This window comes from Sphingomonas sp., assembly GCF_031361285.1.
GTDB lineage: Bacteria > Pseudomonadota > Alphaproteobacteria > Sphingomonadales > Sphingomonadaceae > Sphingomicrobium.
Genome location: NZ_JANMCO010000033.1, coordinates 1 through 13,302, shown reverse-complemented (window position 1 = coordinate 13,302; position 13,302 = coordinate 1). Strand labels below are relative to the sequence as shown.

General features: G+C 63.3%; 16 protein-coding genes and 1 other RNA gene. 10 read left to right on the top strand and 7 right to left on the bottom strand.

What is annotated here, in order from left to right; all coding sequences use genetic code 11:
• Positions 1-107 precede the first annotated feature (107 nt).
• The 3 genes from RMO25_RS02965 to RMO25_RS02955 all read left to right on the top strand — a co-directional run bounded on the left by RMO25_RS02965 (position 108) and on the right by RMO25_RS02955 (position 2,503).
• The gene (locus RMO25_RS02965) at positions 108-1,646 is read left to right on the top strand and encodes an FAD-dependent oxidoreductase (protein WP_309661120.1); all 1,539 of its coding nucleotides are present in this window, start codon (positions 108-110) and stop codon (positions 1,644-1,646) included.
• Between the two features lie 47 nt (positions 1,647-1,693).
• Complete coding sequence (locus RMO25_RS02960; RefSeq protein ID WP_309661119.1) at positions 1,694-1,996, top strand: hypothetical protein; 303 nt, start codon at positions 1,694-1,696, stop codon at positions 1,994-1,996.
• A gap of 102 nt (positions 1,997-2,098) precedes the next feature.
• On the top strand, positions 2,099-2,503 hold the full coding sequence (locus tag RMO25_RS02955) for an energy transducer TonB (RefSeq protein WP_309661118.1): 405 nt from the start codon (positions 2,099-2,101) through the stop codon (positions 2,501-2,503).
• Between the two features lie 26 nt (positions 2,504-2,529).
• Here RMO25_RS02955 and RMO25_RS02950 read toward each other — a convergent pair whose 3' ends face one another.
• Positions 2,530-3,282 carry a hypothetical protein gene (locus RMO25_RS02950; protein ID WP_309661117.1) on the bottom strand — a complete coding sequence of 251 codons (753 nt, stop codon included), beginning with the start codon at positions 3,280-3,282 and terminating at the stop codon, positions 2,530-2,532.
• Positions 3,283-3,433: 151 nt separating this feature from the next.
• Between RMO25_RS02950 and RMO25_RS02945 the strand changes: the two genes are divergently transcribed.
• Together RMO25_RS02945 and RMO25_RS02940 are read left to right on the top strand one after the other, a co-directional pair.
• Positions 3,434-4,192 (top strand): methyltransferase, encoded by a 759-nt coding sequence (locus RMO25_RS02945; protein ID WP_309661116.1) that lies wholly within the window; start codon positions 3,434-3,436, stop codon positions 4,190-4,192.
• Positions 4,189-5,481, top strand: coding sequence for a cation:dicarboxylate symporter family transporter (locus tag RMO25_RS02940; RefSeq protein ID WP_309661115.1), 1,293 nt, complete (start codon positions 4,189-4,191; stop codon positions 5,479-5,481). Before RMO25_RS02945 ends, RMO25_RS02940 begins: the two co-directional genes overlap by 4 nt.
• 33 nt (positions 5,482-5,514) lie before the next feature.
• On the opposite strand, the gene RMO25_RS02935 is transcribed toward RMO25_RS02940, so the two are convergent.
• Positions 5,515-6,267, bottom strand: coding sequence for a LytTR family DNA-binding domain-containing protein (locus RMO25_RS02935; RefSeq protein ID WP_309661114.1), 753 nt, complete (start codon positions 6,265-6,267; stop codon positions 5,515-5,517).
• On the bottom strand, positions 6,260-7,495 hold the full coding sequence (locus RMO25_RS02930) for a histidine kinase (RefSeq protein ID WP_309661113.1): 1,236 nt from the start codon (positions 7,493-7,495) through the stop codon (positions 6,260-6,262). The genes RMO25_RS02935 and RMO25_RS02930 overlap by 8 nt, the downstream gene beginning before the upstream one ends.
• Before the next feature lie 146 nt (positions 7,496-7,641).
• On the opposite strand from RMO25_RS02930, the gene RMO25_RS02925 reads away from it, so the two are divergent.
• Together RMO25_RS02925 and RMO25_RS02920 are read left to right on the top strand one after the other, a co-directional pair.
• Positions 7,642-7,857: a hypothetical protein gene (locus RMO25_RS02925; RefSeq protein ID WP_309661112.1), complete on the top strand. Its 216-nt coding sequence runs from the start codon at positions 7,642-7,644 to the stop codon at positions 7,855-7,857.
• A gap of 194 nt (positions 7,858-8,051) precedes the next feature.
• The gene (locus RMO25_RS02920) at positions 8,052-8,603 is read left to right on the top strand and encodes a hypothetical protein (RefSeq protein WP_309661111.1); all 552 of its coding nucleotides are present in this window, start codon (positions 8,052-8,054) and stop codon (positions 8,601-8,603) included.
• Here the strand turns inward: RMO25_RS02920 and RMO25_RS02915 are convergent.
• Positions 8,600-9,079, bottom strand: coding sequence for a 5' nucleotidase, NT5C type (locus tag RMO25_RS02915; protein ID WP_309661110.1), 480 nt, complete (start codon positions 9,077-9,079; stop codon positions 8,600-8,602). The genes RMO25_RS02920 and RMO25_RS02915 overlap by 4 nt on opposite strands.
• Positions 9,080-9,088: 9 nt before the next feature.
• On the bottom strand, positions 9,089-10,483 hold the full coding sequence (locus RMO25_RS02910; RefSeq protein WP_309661109.1) for a Mur ligase family protein: 1,395 nt from the start codon (positions 10,481-10,483) through the stop codon (positions 9,089-9,091).
• A gap of 47 nt (positions 10,484-10,530) precedes the next feature.
• Between RMO25_RS02910 and RMO25_RS02905 the strand changes: the two genes are divergently transcribed.
• Positions 10,531-11,331 carry an LD-carboxypeptidase gene (locus RMO25_RS02905; RefSeq protein ID WP_309661108.1) on the top strand — a complete coding sequence of 267 codons (801 nt, stop codon included), beginning with the start codon at positions 10,531-10,533 and terminating at the stop codon, positions 11,329-11,331.
• Positions 11,332-11,417: 86 nt separating this feature from the next.
• Positions 11,418-11,681: an SWIB/MDM2 domain-containing protein gene (locus RMO25_RS02900; protein ID WP_309661107.1), complete on the top strand. Its 264-nt coding sequence runs from the start codon at positions 11,418-11,420 to the stop codon at positions 11,679-11,681.
• 107 nt (positions 11,682-11,788) lie between these two features.
• Here the strand turns inward: RMO25_RS02900 and RMO25_RS02895 are convergent, their stop codons facing one another.
• The gene (locus tag RMO25_RS02895; RefSeq protein ID WP_309661106.1) at positions 11,789-12,538 is read right to left on the bottom strand and encodes an NUDIX hydrolase; all 750 of its coding nucleotides are present in this window, start codon (positions 12,536-12,538) and stop codon (positions 11,789-11,791) included.
• Positions 12,539-12,632: 94 nt separating this feature from the next.
• On the bottom strand, positions 12,633-12,896 hold the full coding sequence (locus RMO25_RS02890) for a hypothetical protein (RefSeq protein WP_309661105.1): 264 nt from the start codon (positions 12,894-12,896) through the stop codon (positions 12,633-12,635).
• 100 nt (positions 12,897-12,996) lie between these two features.
• Between RMO25_RS02890 and ssrA the strand changes: the two genes are divergently transcribed.
• Positions 12,997-13,302: a transfer-messenger RNA gene (gene ssrA, locus RMO25_RS02885) on the top strand; the annotation flags it as partial.

Sequence of the window (13,302 nt, the reverse complement as noted above, 5' to 3'; positions counted from 1 at the left end):
GCGCGGGTGAGGTGAGTCGACAACCGCGTACAAATGGGGGGCACGGCATGGCACTGACACGAAGAAAATTGCTGACACAGCTGGGGGCTGTCGGCGGCGCAAGCGCCGTGTTCCTGGGCATGGAGGCGCTCGGCCTCGCCGTCGCGACGCCCGCCGGGGCGGAAGATTTCGAGCTGCCTGGGCAAAGCGGGCAGGGGCGATCGGTCGTGGTGCTGGGCGGCGGTATCGCCGGGCTGGTGTCCGCTTATGAATTGCGGCGTGCCGGCTACCATGTGACCGTGCTTGAAGCGCGCGACCGCATCGGTGGACGGGTGTGGACCGTGCGCGGCGGCGACCGCATCCGGCAAATCGGGCGACCCGACCAGCTCGCGAGTTTCGATCCAGGGTTATACTTCAACGCCGGCGCCGCCCGCATTCCAACCAGTCACCGGCTAATTCTCGATTATGCGCGGCGCTTTGGCGTGCCGCTGGAGGTTTTCGTCAACAGCAACCGCGGCGCCGGTTGGGACTTCGGCGGGCGCGTCGTGCGTGATCGGCAAATGGTGTTCGACATGCAGGGCCGCGTCGGCGAGCTGCTGGCCAAGGCGATCGATAGCCACGCGCTCGACCAGGAAATGCCGAAGGGCGAGCTCGAGCTGTTCCGCCAGTTTCTAGCGCCTTATGCGTCGCTCAATTCGCAGGGCCGCTATACACCGGATGGCCGGTCCGGCTTTACGGTCGAGCCGGGTGCTTATGCCCAGGCGGGGCAACCGCGACCGCCGATGACACTCAAGGAGCTGCTGCCGGCCAGCCTTGCCCAGGGACCGTTCGGGAGCCCTGCCTTTCCCTTCCTGTTCGAAACCATTTTCGACATGCAGGCGCCGATGCTGCAGCCGGTTGGCGGCATGGACCGAATTGCCCATGCAATTTACCAGCAGGTCAAGCCGGCGGTGCGGCTGAAGACGCCGGTCACCGCCATTCGCCGCACGCCACGCGGGGTTCGCATCGAACTTGGCTCGCGCCCGCCGGTCGACGCCGATTATTGCGTTTGTACGTTGCCCGCCCATCTGTTGGCGCGGATTCCCAGCGATTTCTCGCCGGCCAAGAAAGCCGCGTTGCAGGGCATCGACTATCTGCCCAGCGTCAAGGTCGCGTTCGAAAGTCCGCGATTTTGGGAACGTGACGAGCAGCTCTACGGCGGCCTCGCCTGGACCGACCGGTTGAATGAGAATGTGCTGTACCCGTCGTCGGGGTTCAATTCCGCGAAGGGTGTGCTGATCGCGGCGTACGTCGCGGGGTGGACCAACCCCGGCAATCCACAGCAATTCGCTGCGCTCAGCCATGAGGAGCGTCTGCGCATCAGCCGCGGATCGGTCGAGGCGCTGCATCCCGGTAAATCGCGGCTGTTGAGCAAGGGCGTGACGGTCGGCTGGGGACTGACGCGCTGGTCCGAGGGGGTCGGCGCGATCGGCAAGGACTTCGACGCCGCCGGCCGCAGCCCGCGCTATGCCGAGCTATTGAAGCCCGAAGGTCCGATCGTCTTTGCCGGTGAGCATTTGAGCTACGTCGGCTTGTGGCAGGAAGGTGCCGCGCTGTCGGCGCACGAGGCGATGAAGATCGTTCAGTCGATGGCTGCGGAAAGGTCTGGCAAAGCGCGGGCGGCGTGAGGTAGTCTCAGAATTGCTCGGAGTTTTCGGTCGGCGGGAGCTTGTGCATGAAGTGGCCCTGGGCATTTGGTGCTTCAGTTCTCCTTATAGCGTCCGCTCCTGGCAAAGCGTCCGACGCTCTCAAACCGACTGCGAAATGGGTGGTCAATTTCGACAATGCCCAATGCGTTGCGTCGCGAAAATACGGCACGGCCGACAAACCGATTTTCCTGGTTCTCAAAGCCACGCCGCTTGGCGATCTGATGCGGCTTGCCATCATGCGTGAGGGCTCTGGGGGCGAGGCAGAAGAGCTCGACGCGACAGTTAAGTTTGATGAGCAGCCGGCGTTTCGTACGAGCATCCTGGTCTAAAAGCCCAGGAAAGCCACTTTGCGCGTCCACCGAATTAGTCTTCGCGCCAGCGAGTTTGCGCCATTTCGCCAAGCCAAGACCATTGCAATTCGGTCACCCGGCTTGAACGAGGCGTTTGCGCTGTCGAACATGGGGCCACTGCTGAAGACGATGGATAAGTGCCTGGTCGGCCTTCGCTTGTTGTGGAACATCTCTGACCCGACAGGTAATCAATCCAAGCTTAAGGAGCGGACGAAAGCCAACCTTGCGTCGTTCTTCAGCAACGATGATTATCCGGCGATCGCGTTCAATCAAAGCAAGAGCGGAACCGTGGCTTTTGCTTTGTTGATTGATGAGACCGGCAAGGTCGCCGATTGCACCATCATCGAAACCAGCGGAGCTGCCGCACTTGATACGCAATCGTGTGGCATATTGGAGCGCCGAGCGAAATTCACGCCTGCCATCGGTGCTGATGGCAAGGCCGCCAAAGATGCGGTTATTGGCCGCATTCGCTGGAAAATTCGTTAAGTCGCCGAGTTGCGTCGCTCTACGGGCTAGCTCCCGACCTCCGGCAGGCGCGTCGCGATCGAAGCCCAGTCGGCCCCGGTCCAGAACACAGCTAGCGGGATGAAAATCGAAACTGCAGCCATGGCGAGCCCGAGCTTGGTTGCCGGGTGAATTCGGCCGAGCGTCTTGCGGTCCCACACCAGCAACGGGACGAACAGTGCGAACCCGAGGAGCAGAATGACAGTGAATCCGATGCGAGTCGGCGGCGCGATCGGCAGACGCCCGATCGCCGGTCCCATTACAGTCAGAATTGCGGCGCTGAGCAGAAAGCGTTTGTGGAACTGGGCGTTGCGGCGTTGCTCCCAGCCCTTCCACACCAGGATTGCGAACGGTACGACTACCGATAGCGGAACGATCGTCCAGGTCAGTGGGTCGGTGAACGGCGGCTGGTTGGCCCGCGCGACCTGCCACACGGCGGTCAGGTACATGACCGGGATCATCAGGATCGCGAACAGCATGGTCAGCTTGCCGAGACGCATGTGAACTTCATGCTTGCGCGAGGAAATCAGCTGCGTCTGGGCGACAATGAGCGCCATCCATACGGTGAACACGGTCCCATGCAGCAGCACCGCCGGCGGAAGCGTCGGGTTGGGCCGCGGATAGGACGGGACGATGCCGCGCATGAAGAAGCTCGGACCGAAGCCGAGCAATACAAGCGCGACCAGAAACAGCGCCATGCGCGAATAGAATTTGCGCTCGGCGGAATGGCGTTCGGCTGGTGACGCGGCAACCGTAGCCATGACGACATCCCCCAAGAATTGGCTGATAATGGCCGTAAGACTAGCGTGCATTGGCCCGGCTGCAAAGGACCGAACATGGGGATTTTATCACCGGCTGGCGCGAGAACGGCCGCGTGGTATGAGAAGCGCAATCACACACAATGGAGGGATTATGAAAGCGACGACTATTTTATTGGCCGGGCTCGCGTTCGGCATGTCGCCAACGATTGCTTTTGCCGCACCCAACGCCATTGCGGCGGCGGTGGCCGCGCCGTCCCGGACGCCGGACAATGTCAAACTCGACGAAGGCCGCAAGCCGGCCGAGGTGCTGGACTTTTTTGGGCTCAAGAAGGGCATGCGGGTCATCGATATGTTCGGCGCCAACCAATATTGGGCGGAGATGATGGCCCCGGTCGTCGGCCCCAGGGGCAAGGTCGTCGTCTGGCAACCGACCCAATTCATCAACGACGAGCGCCGCGCCAAGTTCGCCGCATTCGTCAAACGGCAGAAGAATGTGTCGTTAATCTCGAGCCCGTTCGAAGCGCCGGAGCTCGGCACCAACGCTTATGATTTCATGATCATGAATCTCGACTACCACGACGTCTATTGGCAGAATCCCGAGCGGAAGATTGTCCGCATGGAACCCGACGCGTGGCTCAAGACACTTTATGCGGCGATGAAGCCCGGGGCGACGGTCGGCATTATCGACCATGTCGCGCTGCCCAACGCGGACGCGCGCGCGACGGTTCAGAAACTGCACCGAATCGACCCCGAGGTGCTGAAAGCGGACTTCCAGCGCGCCGGTTTCGAGCTCGTCGGGGTTCGCAACTTCCTTCGCAACCCGGCTGACGATCATACGCTGCTGGTGTTCGACCCGGTGATCCGCGGCAAGACCGACCGCATCGTTTATCGTTTCCGGAAACCGCGTTGAGCAAAAGGCCAAAGGTCGTCGCCGACGACAGCGTCGCTGGCGGTCGGGCTTATTATGTGCTGCTTGCGCTAGTCCTGGGCCTGATCGCCGGCGCCGGCGCCGCGGCGCTCGGCGACGGCCTTCGCGAACCGGCATTGCAGGCCTCGAACATGGTCGGCGGCCTGTGGCTCAATGCGTTGAAGATGACGGTCATTCCATTGATCGTGGCCTTGCTGGTGACCGGCGTCGCCAAGGGCGCGGAAGCGGCGCGGGCTGGACGGATCGCCGGCCGGTCGGTGCTGTGGATCGTCATCGTCTGCACCGGCTCGGCGATTTTCGGGACGCTGATGATCCAGTTCCTGTTGGGCCTGTTCCCGCTGCCCCAGGCGGCGGCCGAAGCGCTGCGGGCCGGGCTGTCGGGCATCGACCAGGCGACCGCCTCGGCGCCGGTTCCAGGCGTTGCCGATTTCTTTCGCGGCATCATTCCGGAGAATGTCATCGCCGCCGCGGCGAACGGGGACGTGCTGCCGCTGGTGGTTTTTTCGCTGCTGTTCGCGCTAGCCGCGGCGCGAATTCCCGAGCAGGGCCGGCGTTCGCTGGTCGGCCTGTTCGAAGCCATCGGCGACGCCTTGTTGATCGTCATCGGCTGGGTGCTGTGGATCGCGCCGCTGGGCGTGTTCGCGCTGGCCTTCACTGTTGGGGCGAGCGCCGGCGGCGCGGCCTTTGCGGCGCTGGCGCATTATATCGTCATGATCTCGGTCATTGGCGTGCTGGTGACGCTGGCTGGCTACCCAATCGCGGTCCTGGCCGGCGGAATTGGCCTCGGATCCTTCACCAAAGCGATGATCGCGCCGCAGAGCGTATCCATTTCCACCCGATCGTCGCTGGCTTCGCTGCCGGCGATGCTGGCCGCCGCCCGCGTCATGGGTGTTCGCGAACAGGTCGCCGACGTGACTTTGCCGATGTCGGTGGCGCTGTTCCGCGCGACCGGACCGGCGATGAACGTCGCGGTCGCTTTCTACGTCGCGCACTGGCTCGGCTTTGAACCCAGTGTCAGCCAGATGATCGCCGCGACCGCGGTTGCCGCGATCATCAGCTATGGCGCGGTCAGCTTGCCAGGCGAGATCAGCTATATCAGTTCGATCGCGCCGATTGCGATGGCGCTCGGCGTTCCGATTGCGCCGTTGGCGCTGCTGGTCGCGGTTGAGATGGTGCCGGACATTTTTCGCACCCTCGGCAACGTCACGCTGGACGTCGCGGTGACCGCTGCGGTCGATCGCGGCACCAGGGATAAAAACGCGGCCGCCTGACCGAATCCGATCAGTGGCCGGCGCTCGTCGAGCCTAGCGGCCGGCGATGCTCCGTACCCGATCGGAATAGAGCCGGCCGACTGGTTGCTCGCCGCCGTCGGCCAGACGCGCGATCCATCGCCCTGAGGGATTGCGGGTAAAGCCTCCAATGAAGTCGCGCCGGACGATCGCCGAGCGGTGCAGGCGCACGAACAGTTCGGGATCGAGGCCGTCTTCGAGCGCGGTCATCGAATGATGGATCAGCCAGCTGCGGCGGCCGACATGCAGCCGCATATAATCGCGTTCCGCCGACACCCGATCGACATCGCGCGACGCGATCCGCACCAGGCCGGTCAGGTCCGAAGCCCAGAATTCGTCGAGCCATTGCGAGGTTCGCGATGGCGCCCGCCCGGGCTCATCCCGGCGTTGCCGAACATAGGCCCGAGCGCGATCGAGCGCGCGTTCAAGCCGCGCCGGATCGACCGGCTTCATCAGATAATCGACCGCGGCGACTTCGAACGCGGCGACGGCGAACTGGTCAAACGCGGTGACGAACACCACCGCCGGCGACGCGGTCGGCGTAGCAATCGAGCGCGCGACTTCAATGCCGTCGAGACCGGGCATGGCGATGTCGAGCAAGAGGACGTCGGGTTTCAGCGCTGCGGCCATGCGAACCGCGCTGTCGCCATCGCTGGCGGTTCCGACAAGATCAATACCGGCGCAGCGCGCCAGCAGCAGCTGCAGCCGCTCCGCCGCTAGCGGCTCGTCGTCAGCAATGAGTACCTTTAGGTCGACAACGTCATCCATCGGTCCGATCCAGCGGCAGCGTCATCACGACACGATAGCCGCCCTCGTCGATCGGACCAAACTCGCATTGCACGGCGTTGCCGAAGCGTGCGCGCAGGCGCTCGCAGACATTGCCGAGACCAACACCGGTGCCTTCGGGCGTGTCGTTGCGCCGCTGCGAATGCTTGCCCGTATTGCTGACTTCAAGCGTGAAACGGCCAGGCCCCGCTTCTCGCGCCGAGATCTTGAGAATGACTTTCTCGCGCGTTGGGGAAACCCCATATTTGATCGCGTTTTCCACCACCGGTTGAAGGACCAGCGCCGGCAGCCGCGCGGTTTCGAGGTTGGGCGGCACGTCGATCTCGACCTTAAGCCGCTTGGGAAACCGCACCCGCTCGATGTCGAGGTACAGGCTCTGGAGCGCGATTTCTTCGGCCAAGGTGACATCGGCGGACGCGTCGAGCGACAGGCTCGTGCGAAAGAAGGTCGACAGTTTGAGGATCATCGATTCCGCTTCGGCGGGGCGGCCGGACATGACCAGCGACGACAGCGAGTTCAGCGTATTGAATAGGAAGTGCGGATTGACCTGGTAGCGCAGCGCGCGAACCTGGGCCGAGCGGGCGGCGCTTTCCGCTTCGGCGGCGCGGCGGCGCGCGCCCAACGCTTCGGCCTGGGCGAGCATGGCGATATAAAAAGCGCTCCACGCGGCGAAGAAGAACAGCCAAATTACCGCCGAATCCGCGGCGATGCGGAACTGCAAATAGGGATTTAGAGCGGAAATGTGGGGCCAGGTCACCGTCAGTGGCGCTTGCCCATCGCGCTCGAGCCGCATGGTGTTGCCGAGTTCGATCACGCGATAGCCTTCTCGCGACACGTACCTTTCCTCGTCCTGTGGCTTTTCCTGGTAGCGGTCGGCCCAGATCAACACCCCGGCCATGGCACCCGCGGCGATAAAGGAGCCGATCGTCGCGACGACTGCGCGTCGGCCGATGGTTGCCCGAAGCGCAAACAGCCGAATGCCAGCATAGATTGCCGCGGTAAAGACGATGCCGGAGACAATCGTCACCGTCTTGTTTTCAAGAACCGTCCACGGATCCGAGCCAAGGAATGCCCGTGAGACAACGGTCAGCGCATAGAATAGCCAAAAGCCCAAAATGGATTTGAGCGCCAGACGCCAATCGCCGAAGTAGCCGTATTCCTGGCGACGCACGTCGAGCCGTAAAGCCGAGATTTCTGAATGATTGTTCATGTTGGACTATCTGAACATGCGGGGCCGCGATTGCAATCGCTCGCTGGACGTTTGGCAGAAGCGAACGGCGTCTCTGTCGAAAGCCGCGCCAATTCAAGCCGGAACGGGCTTGCTCCGCGCTCGTTGAGTCTGCCGAAGGAGCGAGCATGATGAGCACCGAGGACACAAAAGACATCCCCCCGCCGGTGCAGCAACGCCCGCCGGAGCATGAACTCGAACGCGAGCTGACCAAGCATCCGCACGACCTCGACAAGAAGGCCGATGTCGGCAGCGATCAGTCCATGGACGCGTCCGACCCGCTCGCCGCGGCCCAGCCGGGACAGAATGACGACCCGGTTCCGTCATCCGGATTTCCCGAATAAGTTGCGGTAGCGAAACAAAAAATCACAGCGTTGCAAATAGTCCACAGTCGCCGCGTGAAGCGACATGGGGTGAAATTTTCGTGTTGCCGCAAGGACTCCGCTCTGATTCTATCTGCGCCAGGGTGGAACCGTGGTTAAGCAAAACGCAACTATACCAACCGCATGATCCTGCCCGAGCACAAGGAGTCGGGTTCATGATTACGCGGACGAGTCAGCCGGCAAGTGGGGCAATGCTGATCTCCGAAATGAAGGAGTTCGCGGGCTTCACCAAAGCGACGCAGCGCTACATCCGCCGTTCGCTCGATGTTGCCTACGGCCGCCGCGACCCGATCGAATGCTGGGCCAGGGACGAAGGCGAGGCCGCCTCGATCCGTGCTCAGGGCCGGCTTTACAAACAGCTCGACCACATGCGCCTCCAAGTTCCCGACGACAGCGGCCTCGACATGATCGAACCGTTCATCGGCATGCTGATCACGGTATCGGCGTTCGACCTCGGCCAGGACCGGTTGCCGCATTTCGCTTCCTACCGGTTTCTTTATGAGCGGCTGATCGGCGCATCGGCGCGGCCGTGGCTGCCGTCGGCCTTCTGCTCGGCCGCGGCGCTCCCGCATCTTCACCCCGACCGCCGCCGGATCTTGCTGCAGTCGATCAGCGAGAGCGCGGCGACCGCGCCCGGCTGGTCCAACCGCGAGCCGGTGTTCTGGCCGGAATGGGTCGAAAAGGTCGACGTTACGCTGGCTGCTTAAGCCGCTTTCACCGACGGAAAGATTTTCGCGAGACCCTTGAGGCTGTCCTCGGCATTGCTGTGATGAATGAAGACCACGCCCGCGCGCTCGTAAGCGGCGCGGTGGTTTTCGCGATCGTCGACCAGCACATCCCCCGCTTCTATATGCAGATGCTTGTCGCGGGCCATGCAGGTGATGATCGGCACACCGGCGAAATGCTCAGCGGCCCAAGCGACTTTCTGCGGCGCCGCCCATTTACCCACCGGCAGGCCGGTCAGGATTGCCGGGCTGAGATGCTCAACTGCCTCGAATAGCCGCCGCGCATCGGGCATTTCAGGAAGCGTCCCGTAGAAGTTGGGTGCCTTGGCGATGCGGCGCCAGAATTCGCCGCGGCCGTGGCGTGCTTCGAACTGCACGGGGGCCATGCCGAGCAAATCCCTGACGCCAGCGTCGAAGTCGGCCAGCACCCCGTCGAGGTCAAGAAACAGTTGCGTCATGGCGTCGAGTCAACCGCGTTGCGCGAGCCGTTCGACCAGTTCGCCGGCAAATTCGGACAAGCTGTCGTCGCGCGCGCCCATGATCAGGATGCGGTCGCCGTCGCCTGCTTCGGCGATCAACGCATCGCCAATTGCCGCGCGCTCGGGAACATGAGCGGCGTGGCGGTCTTCGGCGCGGATCGCTTCGGCCAGCCAATCGGACCCGCGAGTCCGCTCGACGGTGCCGCCGTAATAAGCTGGGTCGGGCAAAAAGAGTTGATCGTCGGGAGCCATGCCGCGCGCGAAACTGCGGGCCAATTCCTCGCCCATTTTCGCCAACGGACCAAAACCGTGCGGCTGGAACATGATTAGCAGACGCCCCGGCTGGGCATGCAGCGTTGCCAAGGTCGCGTCGATCTTGTCGGGATTGTGAGCGAAATCGTCGATCACAGTGACGCCGGCGCTGGTGCCCACGGTTTCCAGCCGCCGCCGCAGGCCTTCGAACCGGGCCAGCGCCGCCGCCCCCTCGGCGAGCGGCACGCCGAGCGCTCTCGTCGCGGCGAGCGCTGCCAAAGCGTTCGACGCATTGTGGCGTCCGGGAACCATCAGCCGGACGTCGTGGCGCTCGCCTTCGGCTTCGACGGCGAAGCTGAGGCCGTCGGGGAGTAGTTCAAGCTGCTTGCCCATCAGCTCGGCCCCGGGGCTGTCGAAGCCATAGCCGACGCAATTGTCACCGGGGACGATGTCCGCGAGGGCTCGCGCTTCTGGGTCGTCGAGGTTCACAACGGACTTGCGAGCCCGCAACAGGAAAGCCGCGAACAGGCTGCGAAGTTCAGCCATCTCCTTATGGTCGAGGCTGATATTGGTCAGCACCGCGACTTCCGGCGTGTAGAGCCCGATCGATCCATCGCTTTCGTCGACCTCGCTGACGAACAGTTCGGGATCGCCGACCAGCGCGCTGGCGAACGGCGCCGATGGGGTGGCGAAATTCTTCATCACGGCGCCGTTCATCACCGTCGGCTGGCGGTGGCAGGCGTGGAGGATCCAGCCAATCATGCCGGTGACGGTCGACTTGCCGCTGGTCCCGCCGACCGCAACGCTGCGCTGCGCCGCATTGAGCAATTGGGCGAGGAATTGCGGGCGGGTGATGTGAGTGAGGCCAAGCTCGCGGGCGCGGACGACGTCGGGAACGCTGTCTTCGACCGCGGCGGACGTGACCAGGGTCATGCCCGGCTGGACGCCCCCGCCATCCTGCGGGAACAGCGATATGCCGAGCGAGCGCAAATAAGCGAACTTGGGCGCCAGGCGGCCGGCGTCGAGCGAGCGGTCGGAACCGGCGACCCGGCCGCCCGAAGCGCGGACGATGCAGGCGAGAGGCAGCATGCCGCTGCCGCCGATGCCGCAAAAGAAAGTGGAATCATTCATCGGCGGTGCCCTATTGAACGGCGAGCGACATGACAAATGGGGCGGGCATGAAGATTGCGGTGGTGGCGCCAAGCTGCACCTTGAAGCGCGAGGCGGCTGATGCGGTCGCCGCGCTTGCCACGGGGCGTGGCGATTGTAAGCTCGTCATCCACCCACAATGCTTCCTGTCCGACGGCCATTTCGCGGGGAATGACGCCGAGCGGTTGGCGGCGTTGCGCGAGGTGATGGCTGACGCGTCGTTTGACGCGGTGTGGTTCGCGCGTGGCGGTTATGGATCCAACCGGATTGCCGAAGCGGCGCTCGCCGATCTCCCCGCGGCGGCGCGTTCCAAGACCTACATGGGCTATAGCGACGCCGGCTTCCTGCTCGCCGGGCTGCACAAGGCCGGGCTCGACGCCGCCTGGGGCCCGATGCCGCAGGATGTGTTGCGCGACGGCGGCGCGGCGGCGGTGACGCGGGCGCTCGACTGGCTGGTGCGGCGTGATCCATCGGCGCTCGAGCCTCAACTCCATGCTCCGGCGTTTGCATTCAACCTGACGGTGTTGTCGTGCCTGCTCGGAACGCCGCTGGAGCCCGACCTCAAGGGCGCTGACCTGCTGATCGAGGAAGTCAGCGAGCATCACTATCGGATCGACCGGCTGATGTTCCATGTGACCGCCAGCGCCAATGTCCGTGGCGCCGCGCGCATTCGACTCGGCCGGGTCGCGGACGTGCCCGGCAACGATCCCGATTTCGGCCATGACGAAGCGGCCATAGTCGCCGATTGGTGCGGTCGTTCGGGCATCGTTTTTGGTGGCCGCGCGGACATCGGTCACGACGCCGCCAACCGGGTCGTCCCGTTCGGTTGAAAATATGCTGATCCAGGTTGCTTGAAGGCATTGCAAAGCGCCCCGCTTTGCGCTCTACAAAAGGGGACACCAACAGGAGGGCGCACATGGCAAAAACTGGTCGCAAAGCAGGGGGCGGATTGGCTCGCCCCGTTCAACCATCACCGGAATTGGCGGCGATTACGGGCAGCGCGCCGCTTCCGCGCAGCCAGGTGGTATCCAAAATGTGGGACCACATCCGTAAGAACAACCTGCAAAATCCTCAAAACAAAAGAGAAATTCTCGCCGACGATAAGCTGAAGAAGATCTTCGGCAAGGACCGATGCAGCATGTTCGAGATGAACAAGCATCTGTCCAACCATCTGAAATAAGCCAGTCGCAAGGCGTGGCCGAGAAGGGGATCCGCCAACGCGGGTCCCCTTTTTCATGGTTGGCGAAGGCGAATCACCCTCGAAATCCGCTCTCAATCAGCCCGAAATCACCCGCGCCAGAGCGTGTCGAGCTTCTCGCGGATGACCGGATAGCCAAGATTGTCCGGGATCCTGACGTATTTTTCCCCCGCATCGTCTTCGACCCAGGGGGTAATCGGCGCGATTGCAAACGCCTCGGCATCGGCGTGCATGGCGTCGAAACTGGCGTGCTGCGCGAGCCGCTCGAGATTGCGGCGGGTGGGGAAGATCAGGCGCGCAGTGCCGCTGGTCTCGCGCTCCAGCGCTTGGGCTGCGGTGAGCCAGAAAGCGCCGCTGCATTCGCCCGCGATGACGTTTGGTTGCCAATCGCCGGCCGGTGCGCGGGCGAGGAAAAACACCGTGTCGAACCGGCGCGTGACATGAAAATTAGGTAACCAGCGGGCGAGGGGGGTTAAGGCATCGAGATCGAGCCCAAGCCCGGCATCGTCGAGCAGCTCGGCAAGTGGGCGGTCATCGACCAGCGCGGCTTGCATGGCGAGCGTGTCGTCTTGCGACGGCTGCGGCTCGACGCCGATCGCGATCGCGGTTTCCTCAATGGTCTCGCGGATCGCCGCCACCCGGGCCGCGCCGTCGGCATAGCCATGCGGTTCGGCCAGGCGGCGGTCGGCTTCGTCGATCCGGCCGCCGGGGAAGACCAAAGCCCCACCCGCAAAGGCCATGCCGCTGGCGCGCTCGGCCATTAGCAGCTCGGGCGGTCCGCCTGCCGCGCTTGCACGCACCACCACCAGGGTCGCCGCAGGGATCGGCTCATCTCTCATCGCCGCCATTCCCTAGGCCAGCGGCCATCAAAGAAAAAGGCCGCCAGCGTCGCGCCAGCGGCCTGTTTCACTGATGCGTTAAGCCTGCGAATGACTACATGCCGCTGACATTTTCTTCCGCTGCCGTCGCCCCGGTGGTGTTAAGCTCGTCGGTGGCGTTGCTTTCCTGATTGAGCTGCGCCGCCTGATTGCCGAGCGCCTCGGCCTCGGCGTCGTTGGCGGCGGCATTGGCCAGCGCGTCGAGATTGGCCGACACGTCCATGTTCTCGCTATTGTTGAGGGCGTCATTGTTGCTGCCGCTGCAGCCGACGAGAGCGAGCGATGCCGCTCCGGCCAGTGCAAAACCAAACTTGTTCATTTCAGGAAAACCCCTTCTTCGATCGCATTGTTACCGCGACAGACATAACAGGACTCGCGCGAGCAACGCCAGTGGGTCAAGCCGGGAGCGAATTGGCGGCCAACTTGAGACTCCCGGCCCAAGCGCCTATCTGAGCCGGGTCGGGGCAACTCGACTATGTCGGGAGAGTGTTAGGTGGAATAGGCATTTCGGACCCGGGGGGCAGTACCCCGGCGCCTCCACCATCAGCAGCGGACCAACGGCCTCATGCGCAGGCCTCCGCTGATGCTGATGGGGGCGAAATAGGATCGACGAGTGCAATAAAGGCCTGATTGCCGGCCGGCCTGAATGAGCCGTAAAACCGTTCATCACCACAAGTGCTAACGATAACGAAGCACTCGCAATTGCTGCGTAACTGACGGCCTAA